Origin of the sequence: Corynebacterium sp. HMSC14B06, from assembly GCF_001807075.1 — a bacterium.
GTDB lineage: Bacteria > Actinomycetota > Actinomycetes > Mycobacteriales > Mycobacteriaceae > Corynebacterium > Corynebacterium jeikeium_D.
On sequence record NZ_KV787371.1, the window covers coordinates 58,849 to 82,527 of the forward strand.

General features: G+C 60.7%; 17 protein-coding genes and 2 tRNA genes. 3 read left to right on the forward strand and 16 right to left on the reverse strand.

What is annotated here, in order from left to right; all coding sequences use genetic code 11:
* Positions 1 to 116: 116 nt before the first annotated feature.
* The 10 genes from proB to HMPREF3130_RS05560 all read right to left on the reverse strand — a co-directional run bounded on the left by proB (position 117) and on the right by HMPREF3130_RS05560 (position 15,629).
* Entirely contained in the window at positions 117 to 1,466 is a 1,350-nt protein-coding gene (gene proB / locus HMPREF3130_RS05515; RefSeq protein WP_049190854.1) for a glutamate 5-kinase, read from the reverse strand.
* Positions 1,467 to 1,564: 98 nt separating this feature from the next.
* A complete protein-coding gene (gene obgE, locus HMPREF3130_RS05520) occupies positions 1,565 to 3,079 on the reverse strand; it encodes a GTPase ObgE (protein WP_070429496.1) in 1,515 nt (504 codons plus the stop codon).
* 257 nt (positions 3,080 to 3,336) lie between these two features.
* Positions 3,337 to 3,594 (reverse strand): 50S ribosomal protein L27, encoded by a 258-nt coding sequence (rpmA, locus tag HMPREF3130_RS05525; protein ID WP_016422312.1) that lies wholly within the window; start codon positions 3,592 to 3,594, stop codon positions 3,337 to 3,339.
* 40 nt (positions 3,595 to 3,634) lie between these two features.
* Positions 3,635 to 3,943: a 50S ribosomal protein L21 gene (gene rplU / locus HMPREF3130_RS05530; RefSeq protein ID WP_005511541.1), complete on the reverse strand. Its 309-nt coding sequence runs from the start codon at positions 3,941 to 3,943 to the stop codon at positions 3,635 to 3,637.
* A 383-nt stretch (positions 3,944 to 4,326) separates the two neighbouring features.
* A complete protein-coding gene (locus HMPREF3130_RS05535; protein WP_070429497.1) occupies positions 4,327 to 8,388 on the reverse strand; it encodes a translation initiation factor IF-2 N-terminal domain-containing protein in 4,062 nt (1,353 codons plus the stop codon).
* 571 nt (positions 8,389 to 8,959) lie between these two features.
* A complete protein-coding gene (gene ndk / locus HMPREF3130_RS05540) occupies positions 8,960 to 9,370 on the reverse strand; it encodes a nucleoside-diphosphate kinase (protein ID WP_038629458.1) in 411 nt (136 codons plus the stop codon).
* An 84-nt stretch (positions 9,371 to 9,454) separates the two neighbouring features.
* Positions 9,455 to 9,970, reverse strand: coding sequence for a DUF4233 domain-containing protein (locus tag HMPREF3130_RS05545; RefSeq protein WP_049190860.1), 516 nt, complete (start codon positions 9,968 to 9,970; stop codon positions 9,455 to 9,457).
* Entirely contained in the window at positions 9,967 to 11,487 is a 1,521-nt protein-coding gene (locus HMPREF3130_RS05550; RefSeq protein WP_224783795.1) for a bifunctional tetrahydrofolate synthase/dihydrofolate synthase, read from the reverse strand. Before HMPREF3130_RS05550 ends, HMPREF3130_RS05545 begins: the two co-directional genes overlap by 4 nt.
* Before the next feature lie 209 nt (positions 11,488 to 11,696).
* A complete protein-coding gene (locus HMPREF3130_RS05555) occupies positions 11,697 to 14,432 on the reverse strand; it encodes a valine--tRNA ligase (protein ID WP_049170997.1) in 2,736 nt (911 codons plus the stop codon).
* A gap of 213 nt (positions 14,433 to 14,645) precedes the next feature.
* Entirely contained in the window at positions 14,646 to 15,629 is a 984-nt protein-coding gene (locus HMPREF3130_RS05560; protein WP_016422306.1) for a malate dehydrogenase, read from the reverse strand.
* Between the two features lie 230 nt (positions 15,630 to 15,859).
* On the opposite strand from HMPREF3130_RS05560, the gene HMPREF3130_RS05565 reads away from it, so the two are divergent.
* Positions 15,860 to 16,645, forward strand: a complete 786-nt coding sequence (locus tag HMPREF3130_RS05565) for a TetR/AcrR family transcriptional regulator (protein ID WP_049190863.1) — start codon at positions 15,860 to 15,862, stop codon at positions 16,643 to 16,645.
* Positions 16,646 to 16,707: 62 nt separating this feature from the next.
* Here the strand turns inward: HMPREF3130_RS05565 and clpX are convergent, their stop codons facing one another.
* The 5 genes from clpX to HMPREF3130_RS05590 form a co-directional block, all read right to left on the reverse strand.
* Entirely contained in the window at positions 16,708 to 17,970 is a 1,263-nt protein-coding gene (gene clpX, locus HMPREF3130_RS05570) for an ATP-dependent Clp protease ATP-binding subunit ClpX (protein WP_049190865.1), read from the reverse strand.
* Positions 17,971 to 18,142: 172 nt separating this feature from the next.
* Complete coding sequence (locus tag HMPREF3130_RS05575; protein WP_005511517.1) at positions 18,143 to 18,772, reverse strand: ATP-dependent Clp protease proteolytic subunit; 630 nt, start codon at positions 18,770 to 18,772, stop codon at positions 18,143 to 18,145.
* A 40-nt stretch (positions 18,773 to 18,812) separates the two neighbouring features.
* On the reverse strand, positions 18,813 to 19,385 hold the full coding sequence (locus HMPREF3130_RS05580) for an ATP-dependent Clp protease proteolytic subunit (protein ID WP_016422302.1): 573 nt from the start codon (positions 19,383 to 19,385) through the stop codon (positions 18,813 to 18,815).
* Positions 19,386 to 19,526: 141 nt separating this feature from the next.
* Entirely contained in the window at positions 19,527 to 20,990 is a 1,464-nt protein-coding gene (gene tig, locus HMPREF3130_RS05585; RefSeq protein WP_141737782.1) for a trigger factor, read from the reverse strand.
* Positions 20,963 to 21,039, reverse strand: a tRNA-Pro gene (locus HMPREF3130_RS05590). Before HMPREF3130_RS05590 ends, tig begins: the two co-directional genes overlap by 28 nt.
* 563 nt (positions 21,040 to 21,602) lie before the next feature.
* Between HMPREF3130_RS05590 and HMPREF3130_RS05595 the strand changes: the two genes are divergently transcribed.
* Positions 21,603 to 21,677: transfer RNA gene (locus tag HMPREF3130_RS05595), tRNA-Gly, on the forward strand.
* A 186-nt stretch (positions 21,678 to 21,863) separates the two neighbouring features.
* Complete coding sequence (locus HMPREF3130_RS05600; RefSeq protein WP_048735147.1) at positions 21,864 to 22,076, forward strand: hypothetical protein; 213 nt, start codon at positions 21,864 to 21,866, stop codon at positions 22,074 to 22,076.
* 38 nt (positions 22,077 to 22,114) lie between these two features.
* On the opposite strand, the gene HMPREF3130_RS05605 is transcribed toward HMPREF3130_RS05600, so the two are convergent.
* Positions 22,115 to 23,635, reverse strand: a complete 1,521-nt coding sequence (locus HMPREF3130_RS05605; protein ID WP_126107929.1) for an alpha/beta fold hydrolase — start codon at positions 23,633 to 23,635, stop codon at positions 22,115 to 22,117.
* Positions 23,636 to 23,679: the final 44 nt, after the last annotated feature.

The window sequence follows — 23,679 nt, forward strand, 5'->3', positions numbered from 1 at the left end:
CCCAGCCAGTCCGCACTCAGCTAGTCCCCACTCAGCCGGTCTTTGCCGAGGCACCTCTGTCCGGGCGCGCCCAGGTGCGCGTCTTTAAGCGCTGCAGCTCTCAGCGCAACGCTCTCCTAAGCGCGGGAGGCGAAATCCGACAGGTAGTCGGCATGGACGACAGGCTTCTGCATGTCATTCGGCAATTCCTCGGTGTGGTAGCCGATCATGCCCAGCAGTTCTTCAGAGTCATAGTTGACCTCGCCGCGTCCGATGACCTCACCGCTCGGGCCAATCAGGTCGACGATGTCACCAGCGGAGAACTCACCGTCAACCGAGGTGATACCGACCGGGAGCAGCGACTTGCGCATGCGGGTCACAGCGTCGACCGCGCCGGCATCCAGGCGAAGCAGGCCCGAGCTATCCGCTGCGTAGAGCATCCAGAACTTCCAGGCGCTCAGGCGGTTGTCCTTCGCGGCGAAAGCGGTTCCCACGTCTGCCTGGTCAAGTGCTCGCTCAATGTTGGACGCAGAAGTCAGCAGCACCGGCACCCCAGCACGCGAAGCCAGGCGTGCGGCAGACACCTTCGAGGCCATTCCACCGGTGCCCAGTGCCCCACCGTCACCGGCGATAACACCACGTAGGTCGTTACCGCTGCGCACCTCTGGCACAAAGGTCGCACCTGGATCGGCCGGGTTGCGGTCGTAGAGGCCGTCGACGTCGGAAAGCAGAATCAGTGCATCGCAGTACGCCAGGTGACTGACCAGGGCGGCCAGGCGGTCGTTGTCGCCGAAGCGGAACTCCGAGGTCGCGACCGTGTCATTTTCGTTGACAATTGGCACCGCGCCCAGCTGGCGCAGGCGGTCGATAGTGCGCTGGGCGTTGCGGGCACGCGAACGCACACCTGCATCGTCCGAGGTCAAAAGCACCTGCGCAGAAGTGCGACCATAGCGCAGGAAGGAGCGTCCCCACTCCTGTGCCAGGCGCACCTGCCCTACAGCTGCAGCCGCCTGCTTGGTCGCCAAATCAGTGGGACGCGAAGTCAGCCCCAGTGGCCCCATTCCGGATGCCACCGCGCCGGAGGACACGACAATGACATCGCTAAAGCCCATACGCTTTTCCAGGGCATCGGCAATGAAGTCGATGCGTTCGGGATCGGTACGACCGTCAGATCCGGTCAGCGAGGAAGAACCAATCTTCACCACGACGCGCTTCGCGGTCCGAATTGCCTCACGAGTCTCGGAATCGAAACCGCCTTTGGTTCCCGGAGATAAATTCTCAGTCGCCTTTTCAATCTCAGCGACGGTGGACTCAGGATTGTCGTGAAGTAGCTCGTCGACCTCCTCACGGGAAATCGGCGCGTCCGATCCAGACTTCGGCGCGGTAGCTACCGGGGCATCTAATGCATCTGCTCCAGTGACGTCAACATCGTTGGCAACGGTGTCGGAAGGGATAACTGACTCACTCATTTCACTAATGGAAAACATGACGGTCTAATGTAATTCTGACTATATAATTGTTTAAACAATCAATGGCAAAATGCAAGTTTGAAGTCTTCGCTTGCCGACGACGCTGTCGCCCGCGACTATGAGTACCGGTCGCGAATAGCCTCTTCGCCATCCCCGAAATCGTACTCGTCAATCAGACCACGGCGGGCCTGCGATGCACGCTTACGCTGCTCAGCGCTAGTGCGCTCGTTGACGTAGAGACGATCGTCGGTACCACGGCCACTCGGCACGAAGTCATCGGTGCCCGCGACCTGCTGCGGGTACCACTCGAAGGTGAGATAGGAAATCGTCACCGGGCAGCCAACCGTTGCCCCAGCCTTTGCCAGGGCATCTTCTACACCAAGCTTGGCCAGGCGGTCAGCCAAGTAGCCGACTGCCTCGTCGTTTTCGAAGTCCGTCTGGTTAATCCAGCGTTCCGGCTTACGGCCACGCACAATGAACCCATCTGGGGTATTCGGATCGCGCTCGATGGTGAAGTCCGCGCCTTCGCGCTTCTTGCCGCGCACACCTTCCGGACGGATGACCGCACGGGGCTCCTGCTCTGTTGGCAACGGATGCGCCTTGCGGTAGGCGGCAATCTGATCCTTCAGGCCGTAGGTCAGCTCCTTGAGTCCCTCGTGCGTCACCGTAGAGATCTCATAAATCGGCCAGCCGAACTTCTCCAACTCCTCGCGCTGCATGTCAATCATCTCGCGAGCATCGGGCAGGTCAATCTTGTTCAGCACGATGACGCGCGGACGCTCTGCGAGATCCCCAAGCCCCACGTCGGCCTTCAGCACCGACTGGTAGTTGGCGAGTTCCGTCTCCAACGCCTTGATGTCAGAGACCGGATCGCGGTCGCCCTCCAGAGCAGCAGCGTCAACCACATGCACGAGCACAGCGCAGCGCTCAATGTGACGCAGGAAATCCAACCCAAGACCACGGCCTTCAGAAGCCCCCGGGATAAGACCCGGCACATCTGCGATGGTGAAGGACTCGTAGCCAACGTTGACTACACCCAGGTTCGGCTGCAGCGTGGTAAATGGATAGTCACCAATCTTCGGCTTAGCAGCGCTCAAGGTGCTAACCAGTGAGGACTTTCCGGCTGACGGGAAGCCCACCAGTCCAACGTCTGCCATGGATTTGAGCTCCAAGACAAGATCCTTGGCCTCACCCGGCTCACCGAGAAGAGCAAAGCCCGGCGCACGGCGGTTCTTGTTCGCCAGCGCTGCGTTACCCAAGCCACCGTAACCGCCTTCAGCAGCGATGAAGCGGGCCCCCTTACCGGTCATGTCCGCCAGCACTTCCCCATCCTCGGTCATCACAACCGTGCCCTCCGGCACTCCGAGAACCAAATCCTCACCACGAGCACCGTTGCGGTGGTCACCCGCGCCGGGCTTACCGTTGGCAGCCTTGATGTGGGGATGGAAGTGGAAGTCCATCAGAGTGTGAATCTGCGGGTCGACGACCAGCACAATGTCTCCACCGTGGCCGCCGTTGCCGCCATCGGGACCGCCGAGTGGCTTGAACTTTTCACGCAGCACCGAGTTACAGCCGTGACCACCGTCGCCGGCCTGCAAATGCAGTACGACACGATCTACAAAACGAGACATAAAATCACACACACTTCCGAGCGGAGAGCCATCATCTAGTGCCTGGAGTAATGCCCTAATTTAAGCGAGCCGGTGGGCAGAAGTCTAGGCGGTAACAAAACGCTGCCTCGCAACCTAACAGCGCGAAACAGTACATAAACAACAAAAGAGCCGATTACCTTTCGCAGTGGGAAAGGAATCGGCTCTTCAGCAAGGCAGTTAAACCTGCCTCAAATTCAACGTTGCAGTAATCCTATGTGGACAACCGAGGGTTGTTCCTAGGAGTTATTCTCAACGATGCTGACAATGCGGCGGTTACGGCGGGTACCGAACTCGACTGCGCCTGCCTTCAGAGCGAAGAGAGTGTCGTCGCCGCCACGGCCAACGTTCTCACCCGGGTGGAACGAGGTACCGCGCTGACGAACGAGAATCTCGCCTGCCTTAACCTGCTGGCCGCCGAAGCGCTTCACGCCGAGGCGCTTAGCTTCGGAGTCGCGGCCGTTGCTGGTGCTGGATGCACCCTTCTTAGTAGCCATGATTTTCTCCTAGGGAAAAGCTAAATGGAATTTCGGCGGTTTACTTGGAGACGCCGGTGATCTTCAGAACAGTGAGCGGCTGACGGTGGCCGTAGCGGCGCTTGTAGCCAGTCTTGTTCTTGTAGTGCATGCCGCGGATCTTCGGGCCCTTAGCGGCCTCAACGATCTCTGCGTTAACGGTAACGTTGGCAAGCTTGTCGGCATCCGCAATGACATCTGCGCCATCGACGAGCAGAACCGGGGTGAGAGCCACGGACGAACCCGGCTCACCCTCGATCTTCTCGACCTTGACGAGGTCACCTTCGGCAACCTTGTACTGCTTGCCGCCGGTCTTGACGATCGCGTACATAGGAGGGCTACCCCTTTATCTGAGAAACTCGACTCAAGGAATCTTTGTAATTCCTTGACTGGACAATGGAATTGCGATTAGTTGCGTGTGCAGAACACTTCAGGGACATACCCGAAAGCCAAATCCGAGTAGATTTCCCCGCTCTGGCCGTTTCCTTACCACCAGCGCCTCAAGCACCAGTGGGCATGACCAGATACGCCTACTAATCAGCGACTGGTCAAGAGTAGCGAAAAATCCCCCTAAATTACAAACTGCCCGAGTAAGACCCTGTCCCCCATCGGTTTTCACGGTCTTCCCGGGCAGTTTCCGAAGCCACTTTCCACTCCCTGCTTTAGGGAACGGAAAATAGTCTCCTATCTGGCCTTATTCCAGATTTCCGCTACCTAGTTCTGGCCACTTCGGCGCACCGCACGACGCACGCGGCGACGACGATTGGCCGGTTTCGTCTCCGGCGCCGCAGCACCGCGATTAGCCTGCTTCTGCTCTGGCTTAGTAGCGCGGTTTGAAGCGCCCTGTCGCTGCTTCGGCGCAGTCGCTTCGGCATCGCTTTGCGACGAGACCCTGCGCACCGCCCGACGGCGATTACGGCGAGCTCCCGTACCCTGGACTGCTACGACCTCAACCCGTGACTTGCCCGAGCGGCGTCCACCGCCACTGCGGTTGGCGCTGCGGTTGCTGTCATCGCGGTTGTCTTTCGCACGATCTCCACCCTTGCTGCCTTCAGCGTCCGCCTTTGGCTTAGTGGACTCGAAGTCCTCGCGACGCGGTGCGCGATCCGAGCGGGAGTTACCGCGCGTCGGACGACGACGGCGTGGAGAACGCTCGAACGCCTCCTTCGCCTCCTCATAGGTCTGGGACTCCTCGGCCACAGCCTTACCGGTCTTGTTAGCGTTGCCGCTCTTGCCATCCTTGGCTGGCTCCCTCACATCTGTGGTGGAAGCTGCCTGAGACTCAGCCTGAGGCGCAGTGGTTTCATCCACAGCAGTACGACGCACAGCGCGACGACGGCGACGTCGAGCGCTAGCGCTGCTGGAGCGTTCAGCCTCGCCACGGCCTCCACCGGAGCCACCGTTATCGGTGCGCTCGGCACGCTCAGCACGGGTCGGGCGCTCCGAACGCTTGCGACGATCACCATATTCTTCGTCGCGGTCATCAGCGTCGCGTGCAGCCGAATCAACGGCAACATGCTCCGCTACCCTGCGACGCGTAGCCCGACGGCGGCGGCGCTGCCCCTCCTGCGGCATGTAACGGTCATCCGACGGCTCCTCTGGGTCCTTCTCACGGGCTTCCGCAACAGCTGCGGCAGCCAGAGCAGCCAGGTCATCGGAGTTCTCCGATTGCTCAGTACGCTCGCGGCGCTCCTGACGGCCACGGCCGTTCTGTCGCTGCTCATCGTTTCGGCCCTGGCTCTTACGAACCCGGCGACGACGCGGCGGCTTCGGCTCATCGTTCTCAGAAGAGACAATGACAGCTTCGACAGCAGCTGCGACACGCTTGTCGGCTGCGTCCTTATCGCGCTGGTTGGTCTCCGCGTCGTCGTCACGCGTTGCCTTGGAAGAGCCTGCCTGGTCGCCCTGATCGCGGTGCATGGCCAGCGCGGCCGGGTGGTTGGCCGGATTGTGCTCCGAGCGCGACTTGTTGCGGCGCTTGGACTTGCCCTGCTCGTCGTTGCGACGGCCATTCTTGTGGCCACGGCCCTGATTGTCCTGCTCGACCGGATCGATGTGGATAATCAGACCGCGGCCATTGCAGCAGCTACACGGCGTGGAGAAGGTCTCCAGCAGGCCTGTGCCCAGACGCTTGCGCGTCATCTGGACGAGGCCGAGCGATGTGACCTCGGAGACCTCGTGACGCGAGCGGTCGCGGCCGAGAGCCTCCTTCAGACGGCGCAGCACCAAATCCTGGTTTTCCGGCAGCACCATGTCGATGAAGTCGACGACAATCATGCCGCCCAGATCCCGCAGACGCATCTGGCGGACGATTTCCTCAGCGGCCTCCAGGTTGTTGCGAGTGACCGTCTCTTCCAGGTTTCCGCCAGCGCCGGTGAACTTACCGGTGTTGACGTCGATGACCGTCATGGCCTCAGTGCGGTCGATGACCAGCGTGCCGCCCGAGGGCAGCCAGACCTTGCGGTCGAGTGCCTTGGCCAGCTGCTCATCGATGCGGAAGTGCTCGAAGACATCGGCGCCACCGTGCTCCTTGGCGAAGTAGCGCTGCAGTCGCGGCTCCAGCTCCGGCGCGAGGTCGCCGATGTAGTCCGTCACTGTGTTCCACGGGCGATCGCCCTCCACCACGAGACGCGAGAAGTCCTCGTTGAAGACGTCGCGGACGACCTTGACCAGCATGTCTGGCTCTTCGTACAGCGCAATCGGCTTTGCTCCACGCTTCGCCTTCGCTGCCTCGGAGGCTTCCCAGATCTCCTGCCACTGCGACTCCAAGCGCTTGATGTCGGCCTCGATGGCCTCCTTGGACACACCCTCGGCTGCGGTACGGATAATCGTGCCCGAGCCCTCCGGCGTAACCTCGCTCAGAATCGACTTCAGGCGCTTGCGCTCCGGCTCCGGCAGCTTGCGGGAAATACCCGCGCTCCGGCCGCCCGGCACGTACACCAGGAATCGACCAGCCATCGAAATGTGGGTGGTCAGACGCGCACCCTTGTGACCAATCGGGTCCTTGGACACCTGGACCAAAATCTGGTCGCCGGCCTTCAGCGCATGTTCAATCTTGCGCGAACGCGACTTCGTGCCCAGCAGCTTCCAGTTCAGGTCACCTACGTAAATGACACCGTTGCGGTCGGTTCCGATATCGATGAACGCCGCTTCCATGCTGGGCAGGACGTTCTGCACGCGACCGAGGTAGATATTGCCGATCTGCGTGGTCTGCGTGTCAGAGGTAACGAAGTGCTCGACCAGCAGGTCATCTTCCAGCACACCCACCTCAGTGACAATGCCCGCGTGGTCATGGCGCTTGCGCTCACGCACCACCATCGTGCGCTCCACCGACTCACGACGAGCCAGGAATTCCGCCTCCGAGATTACATGGCGCTTGCGCGATTCCTCACGACGCTCGATACGGCGACGTCGCTGCGCCTCCAGGCGAGTCGATCCCTTAATCGCCTGCGGTTCCTCGAACTCTTCGCGGGTTTCCTCTTCCTCGCGCTCTGTGTTTTCGGTGGTCTTCTCCGCCTGTTGCGCGTCATCATTACGACGCCCACGTCCACGACGGCGACGACGCGGGCGCGGTTGACGCTCCGTTTCGCTTGACGACGAGCCGTCCTGCCCCTCCCCCGCGTTGTCATCGGTGCCCTGGTTGGAGGCACCGCTGTCAGCTGAAGCTACATCCTCGGTGGCCGAATCCTTGGCCGAGGGCGGAACAGCCTGCGGAGCCAGGAAGATAGGCGCAAACGCGGTCTGCTCTTCCGCAACCGGCGGCTCCGGAACTACCGGCGGCTCGATGTCCTGCAGGGCTTCGCTCTGAGTTGCCTGCGTATCCTGCGGCTCTTGCGTTTTCTGCGGCTCTTGCGCTTCCTGAATTTCCTCTGCTGCTGGAGCGCTGGTCGTGCGGACCGCACGGCGAACTCGGCGACCACGACGTGTGGTCACTGCAGCGCTCTTTGCAGCAGGTGCTTCGGCGGAAGCTTCCTCAGCGGAGGTTTTCTCAGCGGTCTCGGCTACGGTGTCGGAAGCCTTTTTGTCGGCAGCCTTCTTATCGGACGCCTTCTTCGACGACGACTGAACGACAGCCTCAACAGCTTCCTCGACGACCGAGTTCGAGTCCTTCGGCTCGTCCTTCGCTGCGGTTTCTTCCGGAGCGCCAGCGGTCTTCTTCACAGCCCGCTTACGTGTTGCCCGCTTCTTAGTCGTGCTCTTCTTCTCTGCGCTCTGCTTCTCTTCAGCCTGCTTCTCTGCGCTCTGCTTTGCCGAGGATTTTCTAGCCGAGGCCTTCTTGGTGTCCTTCTTCTCGGTCACTTCCTCGGCAGGCGCTGCGTCCGACTCCGCTTCGCTCTTGGCTGCCTTCGGCGCAGCCTTCTTTGTGGCCTTCTTCGCAGCCGACTTCTTGCCGCTCTTCTTCGCAGCTGGCTTCTTCTCGGACTTAGCTGCAGTTTGCTCGTCCGACTTCTCATCTGCCGCGTTCGGCTTACCTGCCGACTGTTTTTCCTTCGCGGCTGGCTTTTCGCCGGTTGGCTTGGTCGCAGCGGATCCGTCGTCAAGCGAGGCATCCTCTGGATGATCACCGATGAAATTCAGCACTGCGTCGAGCTGATTTTGATTAATGGTGGACGCAGCGGACTTTACGACGATCCCCGCGTGCCCCAGTGCTTCGATGGTTTCCTTCGAGGTCAACCCCAAGCTCTTGGCCAGGTGGTGGACTCGGGTTTTCAGAGCCGCTGACTCACGATCAAATTCGCGTGCCTTAGCGACAACATCCTGGCTGAAATTTGCCACTGTATTTGTTTCTCCTTGACACCCCACCACGCAAAACCCGACAACAGGAAGCACACTCTTTGTCATTCCATGTGCGCCTACATCCGTTGTGGCCTTGGAAACCAGGCGGAGCAACGATGTTGCGACAGCCACTTCATTTGCGCCAAATGCGCAGATAGAGGGCCGAAAACGATGAACAATTATGAAAGTCTTATTGGCAGGCCTACCGGCTGACTCGGGGATTCAGCGATCACATGCGGCATATTTCATCCGCCGGAGCGAACTCCCGGGCACTACTGCTGCTGTCCATTGTCGCACATATCGAGCAGGTGGCGCGCACCGACATTGGTGGCGGCGGGCCAATCCGAGTTACTGACTGCGTTTATGACAGAAATGGCCTGAAAAATTGCCGGAAAGTGTCATAAACTCCTACAGTTTCACATTTGCAGCCCGTGCCCGCATTCACACGTGCAGCCCGCTGAAGGGCCGCCCCACGGTCGTCGACAAGCAAAAAGCGCCGAACCGGCAAACAATTGCTTGCTCAGTTCGGCGCCAGTTCAACGCTCACGGGTCAATGCTGAACCGTCAACGTTTAGAGGTTCGGGAACCAAATACCAATCTCGCGCTCAGCGGACTCCGGAGAATCGGAACCGTGAACAACGTTGTTAGCAACCTCAAGTGCGAAGTCACCGCGGATGGAGCCCGGAGTTGCGGCCTCAACCGGGTTGGTGCCGCCAGCGAGCTGACGCCACGCAGCGATTGCGTTCGGGCCCTCGATAACACCAGCGACCAGCGGTGCAGAGGTGATGAAATCAACCAGCTCACCAAAGAACGGCTTATCGACGTGCTCTGCGTAGTGCTCCTTCGCAGTTGCCTCGTCAGCAACACGGAGGTCAAGCGCGACCAGCTTCAGGCCCTTGCGCTCGATGCGGGAGATAACTTCGCCGACCAGACCGCGGGAAACGCCGTCCGGCTTGATCAGAATAAGAGTACGTTCAGTCATGGTGAGCATCATACTATGACAAACCCCGCTGCACCGGAGTGGTGGTGCAGCGGGGTGAAAGTCGCGACTACGAGCGCGGGAGACTTACGAGTGCTGGGTGGTCAACAGACCGCGCTCCATACGCTGGAGGAGGTTCTTCCGCAGATGCAGAATGTAGGCCCACACCAGGGCGAAGAAAATACCCACCACGCCCATAGACACGTGCGTGAAGATAGCCAGCACACCAAAGACCTGCAGCACAATGTTCGCCTTCAGTGCCCAAGGCTGCTTCTGCAGGAAGGCCATCGCAATCAGAGCCAAGCCCAGGATGGTGATGTACGTAACCGAGAAGGTCTGGTTAATCTGACCGTCGGGAATGCGCGTGACCACAGTCAGACCAAGCAGCACCGAGATAGCCTGCATGATCAGCGTGCCGGACATAACACCGCGCAGACCCTTCAGCGGGTCCTTAGCCGGATCGTGTCCCGCACCGAGCGGACCATACTTGCCACCCTCACTCAGGTCACGCCCCTCGCGGTAGGCGCGCAGGGCCTCGCGGTCGGCAGCGGTGTAATCCTCCGCGCCATTGCCCTGTGGCTGGCTCGCCTGAGATTCGCTCATTGCGGGTCCTTTCCAAATAGTGTCCGGGCCTCGCCCGCGGTAACAACAGATCCAGTGACAATCACACCGGAACCAGAGACAATACCGTCACCGGTGTCGGTTTCCTCAGCCAGCGCGACAGCTAGCTCAACGGCGGACGGCAGAGTTGGCACGCGATGCACGCGCTCCTCGCCGAAAATCTCCTCCGCAAGGTCAGCCAGGTCGTCGTAGTGCAGCGCACGCGGCGAGGTGTTCTGGGTGATTACCACTTCTTCGAAGTACGGCTCCAGCTCCACCAGCAGCCCACGAGCGTCCTTCTCCCCCAACACCGACAGCACACCAATGACACGGCGGAAGTCGAACTCAGCGGAGAGCGCCGTGCGTAGCGCACGGGCACCGTGAGGATTGTGGGCGGCATCGATAAACACCGTCGGGGTCGAACGCACGCGCTCCAGGCGGCCGGGCGATGCGACCGTCGCAAAGCCTTCGCGAACCGCATCAATGTTGAGCGGACGCCCCGGACCTGCGCCGAAGAACGCCTCCACCGCAGCCAGTGCTGTGGCTGCGTTACGCGCCTGATGCGGACCGTGCAGCGGCAGATGGATGTCGTCATACTCGCCGGCCAGGCCCTTGAGCGTCAGGTTCTGCCCGCCGACCGCCAGCTGATGACTGACGACGCCGTACTCAACTCCAGCGCGGGCGACGGAGGCGTCCATTTCCACGGCACGTCGCAAAACGACGTCCATTGCTTCCGGCTCTTGCTCGCCGACAATGGCGACATTGTCCGGTGGCGTGAGCAAGTCGTCCTTGTTCCACCGCGACTTGATGATGCCGGCCTTCTCAGAAGCGATTTCAGCCAGGGTATCGCCGAGGTACTCCGTGTGATCGAGACCGATTGGGCAGATGACTGCCACGTCGGCCTCCACCACGTTGGTCGCATCCCATGTGCCACCCATGCCGACTTCCACCACGGCGACATCGACAGGAGCGTCGGTGAAGGCAGCGTAGGCCATGGCCGTGAGGACCTCGAACTTACTCATCTGCGGGCCGCCCTTTTCGGCGGACTTGGCGTCAACCATTTCCACGTAGGGCTGAATCTCGCGCCAGATGCGCACGTAATCGCGTGGATGAATGGGCTGGCCATCGATGGCGATGCGCTCGGTAACCAGCTGCAGATGCGGACTGGTGGTGCGGCCGGTGCGACGACCGAGAGCGCGCACCAGCGACTCAATCATGCGCACAGTGGAAGTCTTGCCATTCGTGCCGGCAACGTGAATGACCGGAGTGGCACGCTCAGGATGGCCAAGGATGTCCATCAGCATCTCGATTCGCTCGAGCGACGGGTCAATCTTGGTCTCCGGCCAGCGCTGATCCAGCTCGGCTTCCACCTCTGCGAGCTCGCGCAGCTCCTCGGCGGTGGCCTCCAGCGGAGCCGGCTCATTGACTGGGCGATCCACATCCACCGGCAGGCTCAGGCCTTCCTCGGACACGGAGACCTCACCGAGGCGCATGTCATCGGGCATGCGGTCATCAGCCATCACACCGGCGATTTCGCGAGGTTCGAGGTCCTCGACGATCTGGGAGTCAGCCGGATCGAATTCGAACTCAGGCGCTGCAGTGGACTCCTCTCGCAGCGCAGACTCTTCCTGCGTCACCGAATCGTCGCCGCCACCAAGATTCAAACGAATCTCCCCTGCAATCTCATCGTGTGATTCAGCACCCCGAGGTTCGATATCCCGTGGTTCGGTCATGCCTGCGGAAGTCCCTCCAAACGAGCCTTAATGCGGTCAATTTCCTCCAGTGCGAACTGGTGGCGAGTCTTGATCTTCTCCACGACCTGCTCCGGAGCCTTGGACAAGAAGGCCTCGTTGCCGAGCTTCTTTTCGGTGCCGGCCAGTTCCTTCTCGGCCTTGGCCAGGTCTTTTTCCAGGCGCTTGCGTTCAGCGGCCACGTCGACGGTGCCGGAGGTATCCAGCTCGATCAGGACCGTGGCCTGAGACAGGCGCACCTCAATGGAAGCGGTAGCGGTGAAGCCGTCCTCCGGTGCCTCAGCACGAGCCAGCGAACGAATCATCTCTTCCTGAGCAGTCAGATCAGCATCCGCCAGGTTCATGCGTGCCGGCACGCGCTGCGACGGCTTCACACCCTGGTCATTGCGGAAACGACGCAGCTCGGTGACCAACTTCTGGGCATCGGCAATACGACGTGCGGCAACCTCATCAACAGCAGCGCCGTCGGTGGTCATGGTTGCATCCGGCCAGGCGGAAATAACCAGAGAGTCCTCGAAGCCCTCCGCGCCGTCGGTAAGCGCCTTCCACAGCGTCTCCGTGACGAACGGCATGGACGGGTGTAGCAGACGCAGTAGCGTATCCAGCACGCGGCCTAGAACCAGACGAGTGGAGGCGGCTCGGGCGGCCTGCTCCTCGGTCATGGTCTCGCCGTCATTCAGGCGTGGGAAGTCAACCTTGGTCATCTCCAGGTACCAGTCACAGACCTCGTCCCATGCGAAGTGGTAGAGGGCCTCGTTGGCCTTGGAGAACTCGTACTTATCCAGCGCAGAGTCGACTTCGGCGCGGACCTGTTCCAGGCGGTCCAAGATCCAGCGGTCGGTGTCGGTGAGCTGGTCACGGTCCGGCAGCTCGCCCACGTGGGCACCGTTCATCAGTGCAAAGCGGGTGGCGTTGAACAGCTTGGTAGCGAAGTTACGGGAGCTCTGTGCGGCGTCGTTACCGACCGGCAGGTCAGAGCCCGGGTTAGCGCCACGAGCCAGCGTGAAGCGAAGTGCGTCCGCACCGTAATCACGCACCCAGTCCAGCGGGTCAATGCCGTTGCCGAGAGACTTCGACATCTTGCGACCCTGCTCATCGCGGACCAGACCGTGCAGGAAGACATCCTTGAACGGCACCTGCGGACGACCGTCGCGACCCTTGCCCAGCGGTGAATCAGGCAGGGTGGCAGCAAAGGTCGAGAACATCATCATGCGCGCGACCCAGAAGAACAGAATGTCGTAGCCGGTGACCAGCACGGATGTCGGGTAGAACTTCTCCAGCTCTGGGGTGGCGTCCGGCCAACCCATCGTGGAAAACGGCCACAGCGCAGAGGAGAACCAGGTATCCAGCACATCCGGATCCTGCGTCCAGCCGTCGCCCGTCGGGACCTCATCATCCGGGCCGACACAGACGACCTCGCCATTCGGGCCGTACCAGATCGGGATGCGGTGGCCCCACCACAGCTGACGGGAAATACACCAGTCGTGCATGTCATCGACCCAGTCGAACCAGCGCGGCTCCTGCGAAGCCGGGTGAATAACCGTGTCGCCCTCGCGAACAGCATCGCCGGACATCTTGGCCAGCTCATCGACCTTAACGAACCACTGCAAGCTCAGCAGCGGCTCAATCGGCTCACCCGAGCGCTCCGAGTGACCAACCGAGTGAACATACGGGCGAATCTCCTTGACAATGCGTCCCTGCTCACGCAGCGCCTCCGTCAGCGCAGTACGGGCCTCTGCACGATCCATGCCGTCGAAACGCGTGCCAGTGTTGAAGATACGGCCAGTGGTGTCGATGACCTCCGGCATATCCAGGTCGTGGCGCTGGCCCATAGCGAAGTCATTCGGATCGTGCGCCGGCGTGATCTTCACCGCGCCGGTACCGAACTCGCGGTCCACGTAGTCATCGGCGATGACCTGAATCTTCAGGTCCTCGCGGAACGGGTGGTCCAGAACCTTGCCCACCAGGTGCGTGTAGCGCTCATCCTCCGGGTGCACGGCAATTGCCACGTCACCCAGCATCGTCTCCACACGAGTCGTCGCCACAACAATGGAGTCCTCCCCATCGCCGTAGCGGAAAGACACGAGCTCGCCTTCAGCGTCCTCGTACTTGACCTCAATATCCGAGATTGCAGTCTGCAGCACTGGCGACCAGTTGACCATGCGCTTGGCGCGGTAAATCAGGCCGCGGTCAAACAGTTCCTTAAAAATCGTCTGAACCGCACGGGACAGGCCCTCGTCCAGAGTGAAGCGCTCACGTGACCAATCCAGGGAGTCACCAATCTGGCGCATCTGGTTGCCGATACGTCCGCCGTAATCGTGCTTCCACTCCCAGACCTTCTCCACGAATTCCTCGCGGCCGTAATCGAAGCGGTCCTTACCTTCGGACTCCTTCAGCATCGCCTCGACCTTGGTCTGCGTTGCGATACCCGCGTGGTCCATACCCGGCAGCCACAGCACCTCGTAGCCCTGCATGCGCTTACGGCGCACCAGCGCATCCATCAAAGTGTGGTCCAGTGCGTGGCCCATGTGCAGCTGACCCGTCACATTCGGCGGGGGCAGCACAATAGAGTAAGCCGGCTTGGAGCTAGACGGATCAGCCTCGAAATAGCCAGCGTCTACCCAGCCCTGGTACAGGTCCGACTCCACGTCAGCCGGGTTCCACGACTTGGGCAACTTATCTGCTCTGTTTAGGTCCACGTTGTTCTCAGTCACGCGTCACATCTTAGCGCCTTGCCCGGATTTGGTTTTCCAGGGGCTTTACGACGGCCCTTGCGCCCCACCCATATCTGCCATCAGCGACTTATACACCGCCTAATTCAAGCCTTTCTCCCGCTCCGAGCCAAACCGCGATTACCGCGCAAAATAAAAACGCTCTCTTGTGAAATCATCACAAGAGAGCGCCTCTAAACGGCCGTTGAACAGCTCTTAGACCAGCAGGTCCTTAACAGCCTCGCGCTCTTCGCGCAGTGCCTTGACGTTGCGCTCGATGCCAGCGCGCTGAACCTCGGAGAGATCCAGGCCCTCAACGCGAACCCACTCGCCGTCCTTGGCGTAGCACGGAACACCAGCGACCAGGCCCTCGTCGATGCCGTAGGAGCCATCGGACGGAAGGGCGACAGAGACCCACTCGCCCTCTGGGGTACCCGTGACCCAGTCACGCATGTGGTCAACTGCGGCTGCGGCAGCGGAAGCTGCGGAGGAGGAACCACGGACCTCGATGATTTCTGCGCCACGCTTGGCGACACGCGGAATGAAGTCCTGCTCGACCCACGCAGCGTCCACCTTGTCGGAGACCTTCTCGCCTGCAATGGTGGCGTAGGTGATGTCCGGGAACTGGTCTGCGGAGTGGTTACCCCAGACAATCATGTTCTTGATCTCAGTGGTCGGAACACCAATCTTTTCCGACAGCTGAGACAGGGAACGGTTGTGGTCCAGGCGCATCATGGCGGTGAAGCGCTCTGCCGGGATGTCCTTAGCGTGGGATGCGGCAATCATGGTGTTGGTGTTGGCCGGGTTGCCGACAACCAGAACCTTGATGTCGTCTGCTGCGTGATCATTCAGTGCAGCACCCTGCGGGCCGAAGATCTTGCCGTTGGCGCCCAGCAGTGCGGAGCGCTCCTCGCCCTTGCCGCGCGGCTTTGCACCGACCAGGAAGGCGGCGTTGGCACCGTCGAATGCCTTTGCCGGATCATCGGTGATGTTGATGCCAGTCAGAAGCGGGAAGGCGGAGTCAAACAGCTCCATGGCGACGCCTTCGGTGGCGTGCAGCGCCGGAGTGATCTCCAGCAGGTTCAACTCAACCGGGGTCTCAGGGCCGAAAACCGAACCGCTGGCAATGCGGAAGAGCAGGGAGTAAGCGATCTGTCCGGCGGCGCCGGTAACTGCAACCTTTACGGGAGTCTTGTTCACTTCAGGCCTTTCTCGAGAGAGAATCAATTCGCTGCCCACTCTAATGCGACTACAGAATTGGCGCAGACGGGGGCGATGCGCTCAGGCCATTTCTGAAAAACGGATAGCATTAGGCATGACTTACGGTCGTGTACTCATTTCACTAGAAAGAAGTCCGCGACTGACCAATTTCACCCCCGTTAGATAGCCAAAACCCCTTAGTCTCTCTCTAGTCCAAGCAAAGGATTTTCATGAAGTCTCCAGGCTCCTCTGATGCAATCCCCCATGCAGTCTTGGTGGCAGCACTTCAAGAATTCACCGCAAAGGGGTATGCAGATGCCCGTTTGGATGCCATTGCTGCCGCCTCTGGTGTCTCCAAGCGCATGCTTCACTACCACTGTGGTGACAAGTTGGGACTCTACAGGGCGACGTGGGCACATGTGCTGGAGACCGTAAGGCCTGACGACGACGACCTGCGCCCGCACTCCAATGTGCCGGTGGAAGCCCTGCAGCATGTGGTCGGTGTTATCTATGACTACTTCTCGGCGAACCCGCTCGCCGTGCGGTTCATCATCCAGGAAAACCTACATCCGGTCCTGCCGCTAGAAGGCGTGACTGGGCTTGGTGGTCAGAGCCCAATTGTTTTGGAGTTTGACCGCATCTTGTTGCTCGGCCGCGATTACGGTGCATTCCGCACTGACATTTCCGCACTTGATCTTTATATTCTCGTGCTCTCACTGGCCACCTTCCCCACCCTGCACCAACGGACTTTTGAAAACCTCTACGGCATTGAAATGCAGTCGACGGTGCTGTCGGACAAGCTGCGTGAGTTCGCACAGGACACCGTGACCAGCCTGTTGACATCCTCGCCTCGCAACGAACCGGGAAGCTCGTACACTTCCTTGCTGGCCTCCCATGGCGCGAACTCGTCCGCGCTTGGCGCAGAGGTCTATGGCGATCAGCCCAACCCAGAGACTCAGGACTTGGCTGCTGATGATGCCCCGGATTACCGCGACATCTACGGCATGGACGACTAGGGCTCCCCACAGACATCAAAACCCGGTTAGAGCAGGCGCTCTAACCGGGTTTTCAGCTACCTTTACGCAGTCTTCTTGTCCGCGCTGCGTTCAACGAGTTCTGGCGCTGCACCGTCCGTGATGCATTCCTTGTGGACAATGACCTCCGCAACGTCGTCACGCTCTGGTACGTCGAACATCACGGGAACCAAGATTTCTTCCATGATGCCGCGCAGACCACGGGCGCCGGTATTGCGGCTAATCGCCTTGGCAGCAATGGCGCGCAGTGCCTCGTCGTCGATGGTGAGGCGCACACCATCCATGTCGAACAGGTGCTGGTATTGGCGGACCAGGGAGTTCTTGGGCTCGGTGAGTACGCGAACCAGCGCGTCCTCATCGAGGTTGGTGACCGATGCGATAACGGGCAGGCGGCCAATGAACTCGGGAATCAGGCCGAATCGAACGAGGTCCTCCGGCAGCACGTCGCGGAATGGATCCTTCATGTCCTCGTCGTTAGCCGAGGTGACATCTGCTCCGAAGCCCAGGCCCTTCTTGCCGACTCGCTCCTGAACGACCTTTTCCAGACCGGCAAACGCACCGGCGACGATGAACAGGACGTTGGAAGTGTCGAACTGAATGAACTCCTGGTTCGGCAGCTTGCGCCCACCCTGCGGGGGCACGGCGGCTACGGTTCCCTCGAGAATCTTCAGCAGCGCCTGCTGCACACCTTCACCGGAGACATCGCGAGTGATGGAAGTGTTCTCGGACTTGCGCGAAATCTTGTCAATCTCATCGACGTAAATGATGCCGCGCTGTGCCTTCTCGACGTCGAAATCAGTCGCCTGCAGCAGCTTCAGCAGGATGTTCTCCACGTCCTCACCGACATAGCCGGCCTCGGTCAGGCTGGTGGCGTCAGCAATCGCGAACGGCACATCCAGCTTGCGAGCCAGTGTCTGCGCGAGGTACGTCTTGCCGCAGCCAGTCGGCCCCAGCAAGAGGATGTTCGACTTCTGCAGCTCGACGTCGTTGTCCGACTTGGTCTCCGCAGCACGAAGGCGCTTGTAGTGGTTGTAGACCGCTACCGCTAGGGTGCGCTTAGCCATGTCCTGGCCGATGACGTACTCATCGAGGAAGTCTCGAATTTCCATCGGCCGCGGCAGGCGGTCGTCGTTGCCAGTTGCCTCGCCGCCGGTGTTGAGCTCCTCTTCGATGATCTCGTTGCAGAGCTCGATGCACTCATTACAGATGTACACACCAGGTCCGGCAATCAGCTTCTTGACCTGCTTCTGACTCTTTCCACAGAAAGAGCACTTCAGCAAATCCGCACTTTCTTGCATACGCGCCATGAGGCTCCCGCCGCCGCCTTTCCGCTTCGTTGCCAATAATTGCTTCAGACCAGCCTACCGTGAGTGTGCGCAATTACCGGCTTCCACGCCAGGGCGAGGCGAATTTCACGCAATCTCGCTTAGCGCTTTACGACGGCCAGTGCGCAGCACTCCAGAGAGACTATGTCCCCTTTTAAGCGTTGTGCTTGCGGTACTCGAAGACCTGGTCGATGATGCCGTACTCGACGGCCTCTTCGGCGGTCAGGATCTTGTCACGATCGGTGTCCTTGCGGATCTGCTCTGCAGTGCGACCGGAGTGGCGAGCCAGAGTCTCCTCCATCAGCTTGCGCATGCGCTCGATCTCGTTCGCCTGAATCTCCAGGTCGGAAACCTGGCCCTGGATACCCTGGGTGGCCGGCTGGTGAATGAGCACGCGCGCATTCGGCAGAGCTGCACGCTTACCCGGTGCACCCGCAGCGAGCAGGACGGCTGCCGCGGAAGCAGCCTGGCCCAGGCACACCGTCTGCACGTCGGGACGCACGTACTGCATCGTGTCGTAGATGGCCATCAGCGACGTGAAGGAGCCACCTGGGGAGTTGATGTACATCGTGATGTCACGATCCGGGTCCAGCCCCTCGAGCACCAGCAGCTGCGCCATGATGTCGTTAGCGGCGGTGTCGTCGACCTGGGAGCCGAGGAAGATAATGCGCTCTTCGAAGAGCTTGTTGTATGGGTTGGATTCCTTAGCACCAAAGCTGGAGTGCTCCACGAAAGAAGGAAGCACGTAGCGCGACTGCGGCATCTGCATATTGTTCATCTCCATGTTGATTAAATCGCCTCTAATTATTCGCTACTGTCCGCTTTTAGCGTGCGGTGTCCTTGAGGGCGGTTACGACGTGGTCAACCAGGCCGTATTCCTTAGCCTCAGCCGCGGTGAACCAGCGGTCGCGGTCTGAGTCTTCCTCAATGCGCTCGACCGGCTGACCGGTGTGCTGCGCAATCAGGCGAGCCATCTCCTTCTTGGTGGCAGCGAACTGCTCAGCCTGAATGGTGATGTCGGATGCGGTTCCGCCGATACCTGCAGATGGCTGGTGCATCATAATGCGGGCGTGCGGCAGCGCGTAACGCTTGCCCTTAGCACCTGCGGCGAGCAGGAACTGGCCCATGGAAGCTGCCAAGCCCATGCCGTAGGTAGCCACGTCGCACGGAACGAACTGCATGGTGTCGTAAATGGCCATGCCGGCGGTGACGGAGCCACCCGGGGAGTTGATGTACAGCGAGATATCCGCCTCTGGGTCCTCAGCTGCCAGGAGCAGCATCTGACCGCAGAGCTTGTTGGCAATCTCGTCGTCGACCTGCTCACCCAGCCAAATAATGCGCTCCTTGAGCAGCTTGTCGAAAACCGTGTTCGTCGACATCTGGGCGTTATCGCTCATCGGTGTACTCCTTTTTCGTACGTGTGCGAGTTTTGTCGTTCATTAGAGGGTAACGAAAAGGGCCGCCCCTTTGTTTCGGGAACGGCCCTTGTTCGCTATAAGCGTTGCGTCATGTCGAACGCGCCGCGCTAATTGCGGGGCTTACTCAGCGGAGGTGTCCTCAGCCTTGTCGGACTCAGCCTTCTCAGCCTCCGGCTCGACCTCACCGAAGTACTCGTTCAGGTCGATTTCGTTGCCCTCGGTGTCCTTGGCGGAAGCCTTCAGGATCGAGGTAGCCAGAGCCTTGCCGCGGCGAACGTCTGCGAACAGGTTGCCGAGCTGGCCGGACTGCTGAATCTGCTGGATGAACTGGTTCGGGTCCATGCCGTAAGACTGAGCAGTGAACAGGATGTGGTCGGTGAGTTCCTGCTGAGAAACATCCGGCTGGATCTCTTCAGCCAGTGCGTCCAGGAACAGCTGGGTGCGGACAGCTTCCTCAGCGGACTTCTTGGAGTCCTCGTCGAACTGCTCACGGGTGGTGCCCTGTGCCTCCAGCATGGAGTTCAGAACCTTCTCGTCGCCGCCGAACTGACCCAGCAGCTGCTGCAGCTGGCCCTCGACCTGCTCCTTGACAACACCCTCCGGCAGAGCGATGGTGGTCTGCTCCATAGCGGCAGCCAGAACCTTGTCGCGAACCTGCTGAGCCTGCTCACCCTTCTTGGTGTTCTCAACCTGGCGAGCCAAATCTTCCTTCAGCTCGTCGATGGTGTCGAACTCGGAAGCCATCTGAGCGAAGTCGTCGTCAGCTTCCGGCAGCTCGCGGACCTTGACGGACTGAACGGTAACGGTGACCTGAGCGTCCTCGCCCTCGTGCTCGCCAGCAACCAGCTTGGTGGTGAACTCCTTGGACTCGCCCTGGGACAGGCCGACAACAGCGTCATCCAGGCCGTCAATCAGGTCATCGGAGCCGACCTGGTAGGACAGGCCCTCGGTGGAGGCCTCTTCCAGCTCTTCGCCGTCGATGGTGGCGGACAGGTCGATGGAGACGAAGTCGTCCTTTTCGACTGCACGCTCGACGCCGGTCAGGGTGCCGAAACGAGCGAGCAGGTTCTGCAGCTCAGCCTCAACAGCTTCGTCGTCGGCGACCAGCGGATCAACCTCAACTGCGATGTCCTCGAACTTCGGCAGCTCAATCTCCGGACGGACGTCGACCTCAGCGGTGAACTCAACGAGCTCGCCGTCTTCCAGCTTGGTGATGTCAACCTCAGGCTGACCGATAACCTTCAGCTCCTCCTCGCGAACGACCTCGTCGTAGCGGGACGGAACCATGTCGTTGAGCACCTGCTCCAGGATTGGGCCGCGGCCGAAGCGGGCCTCAATCAGCTTTGCCGGTGCCTTGCCCTTACGGAAGCCCGGAATCTGGACCTGCTGAGCCAGTGCCTTGTAGGCATTGTCGAACTCTGGCTTCAGCTCGTCAAACGGGACCTCGACGGTAATCTTCACTCGGGTCTCATTGAGCTTCTCAACGGAAGACTTCACTGGTGCACTCTCCTGCAACTCGATGATTAATTCATAGACCACGGGAGTGCCCGTGATACTGGTCGGGGTAGCGGGATTTGAACCCACGGCCTTCCGCTCCCAAAGCGGACGCGCTACCAAGCTGCGCCATACCCCGTATGCGTCATTCGAAACCTAGCAGAAACCCCTTTGGAGCATCTGCACCGGGGCCCTCATAGGCGCGAAATCGCGTTTCCACAACGGACCCGTATAGATTTACCTGACGATTAATGAAATCACAAAACCACGCGTTCAACCAGGCTAATGCTCTGTCTGAAAACGCTTTACGACGCCATCGAGAGCCAACCTGCCAACTACTACCGGTTTCATGAAAACCATGCATATCACAGGGCGTTTGCATCACCTCGGCACTGCTTTTGGCGGCCTCGTTTACTGCAAACACTCCATTCGTCGGCCGACTCCCCAAAGAAGCCGCCTAAAACGACTGCCCCTTTGTTGAGTCGTGTGACAGTGTAATCAACGGCTATACGCCTGTTTCATATACCCCATATTGCTTTAGTTTCATTTTCTGTTTTTCCCGGCCACAGCCACTTTTCTTTAAATCCTTCGAGAAAAACCTGGCATCGATTTTTGTATGTGCGCTTTAACGAGTTAATATGCCTTGTACCAAGACACGGTCTGGTTGAGGCGAGTGCGCATCTAAACCGGATTTCTGTCTATGGGGATGTCGTATAGTGGCTAATACCTCAGCCTTCCAAGCTGAAGACGCGGGTTCGATTCCCGTCATCCCCTCCATGTGAAAGCACCCTCCGGCCAGCGTCGGAGGGTGTTCTTCTTTTTGACGGGATCCGTCCCGAAATCCGTCACAGGCATGTCACGACCGCGTGCGCGCGTCACGGTTTCATACAGCGTCGGTAACAAGTCGGTGGCACTGTCATGTCGGGTCTTTTGCCGTCGTCACGCACAACTAGTCCCGGCGGCATGAATCCTCGCATCATCGACAAGGACACCGGCGTCGAGCTGTGGACCGTCGCCGAATGCGCGGAGTTCACCGGTACCGCGCGCGGCACGTTCACCAGCTATGCGGGCCGTGGCAAAGCGCCGGTGCCGGCGGCGAAGCTCCACGGGCTGAACCCGCGGAACTCCGACGACGTGCGCGAGTGGCAGAAAGGCCACGAGGCGAAGGGCAAGTAGCCGGCCCAATCTCGGACCGGTCAGCCCGGCATGACCGGTCAGCCCAAGTAGTGGGCGGCGACGACGTTGGCGATCTCGTCGGCGTCGTTGTGGGCGACGAGCACGCCGTGGCCGTGGCCCGGCAGCTCGATGAGCTCGCCGCCCATGACCGCCTGCATCGCGCGGCCGCCCGTGCCGGTCACCGCCGCATCGCGGTCGTAGTGGAGCAGCAGCGGCTTCGACTCGAGGGCGTCGCCGCTGAGTTCCACGGCAGCGCCCTGCCCCGGCCAGCCGAGGCATAGCTGCCCCGACGACAGCGCATCGGCGTTGAGGCGGAAGATGTCGCCGCCGGTGAACTGGTCGAGGTACGTGCGGGGAATGCGGGACGGGTCGGCGGCGGTGACGTTGTCGTTGCAGATGATCGCCCGCTCGATGGTTCCCATCGCCTCGGTCTGCGCCATCATGTCTTCCGGGGTCACGCCCTCGGGTAGTTCGGGGGTCTCCACCTCGCCGGTGACCACGGCGTCGGCGATGTCGGGCCACATGCTCTCCGAGTACGTCGCCGCGAAGGTCTGCTGCAGCAGCACCGACTGATTGCCGGCGCCGGGGCGCATCAGGTTCGCCGCGAAGGAATGGCTGCGCCACGCGACGGGCAGAACGCCGTCGGCCAGCTGCATGAACGCCTCCGGGTCGTCGGCGAAGGCGGCGGGCACGTCGCCCACCTGCGTCGGCGGCGGGTAGACCTGACCCGGCGCGCCAACCTCCTCGTTGATGCGCTGCGACCAGCGCGCGTACACCTGCAGGGCGGTGGTGCCCAGGCCGTACTCGTCGTCACGGTCGGCGATCCACTGGAACATCGCGTTGAGAGCCTCGCGGCGCCACGGCTCGCGCGAGTCTCCGAGCCGAAAGTAACGGTCGGCAGGATCGACCGAGGAATCCAGCACCATCCGGCCCGTCTTGTCCGGGAACAGGGTCGCGTACGTGCTCATCAGATCCGTGCCGTAGGACAGGCCGTAGAGGTGCATGACGTCCTGGCCGAGCACGTCGCGGACATGGTTGAGATCGCGAGCGGTGTTCTCCGTGGTGATGGTCGCCGCGTATCCCGGTTCATTGGCTTCGCAGGAGGCGTACATCGCGCCGACCTGCCCGGAGAGCAGACCCGTCATCGGGATGTCCGCCACGTTGCAGTTCAGCGGGGTGCCCCAGGCCAGGCCGCGCGGCTCGACGGCGATGAGGTCGAAGTGCTCCCGGACGGCGGTCGGCATCCTCACGGCCTCGTCGGAGAACATTCCCAACGCGTCGCCGCCGGGGCCGCCCGGATTGCCTGCGATGACGCCACGGCGCTCCCCCGTCGCCGGAACCCGGCTGACAGTGAGGGAAATCGTCGCGCCCTCCGGGTCGGAATAATCACGTGGCACGTCGATGTCCGCGCACACGGTGCCCGGCGCGGTCATCGCCGCGGTCGGGCACGCGCCCCAGTCCAACCCGCCGAGATCGGCCGGACCGGCGGAGCCGCCGGCCGACGCCTGCGGCACCGACAGCAACGTGCCCGCCAGCGCGAGCGCCGTGACCGGGGCCAACGCCCTGCGGACGAAGGACGTCCGGGACGACGGGGCCGCTGAGA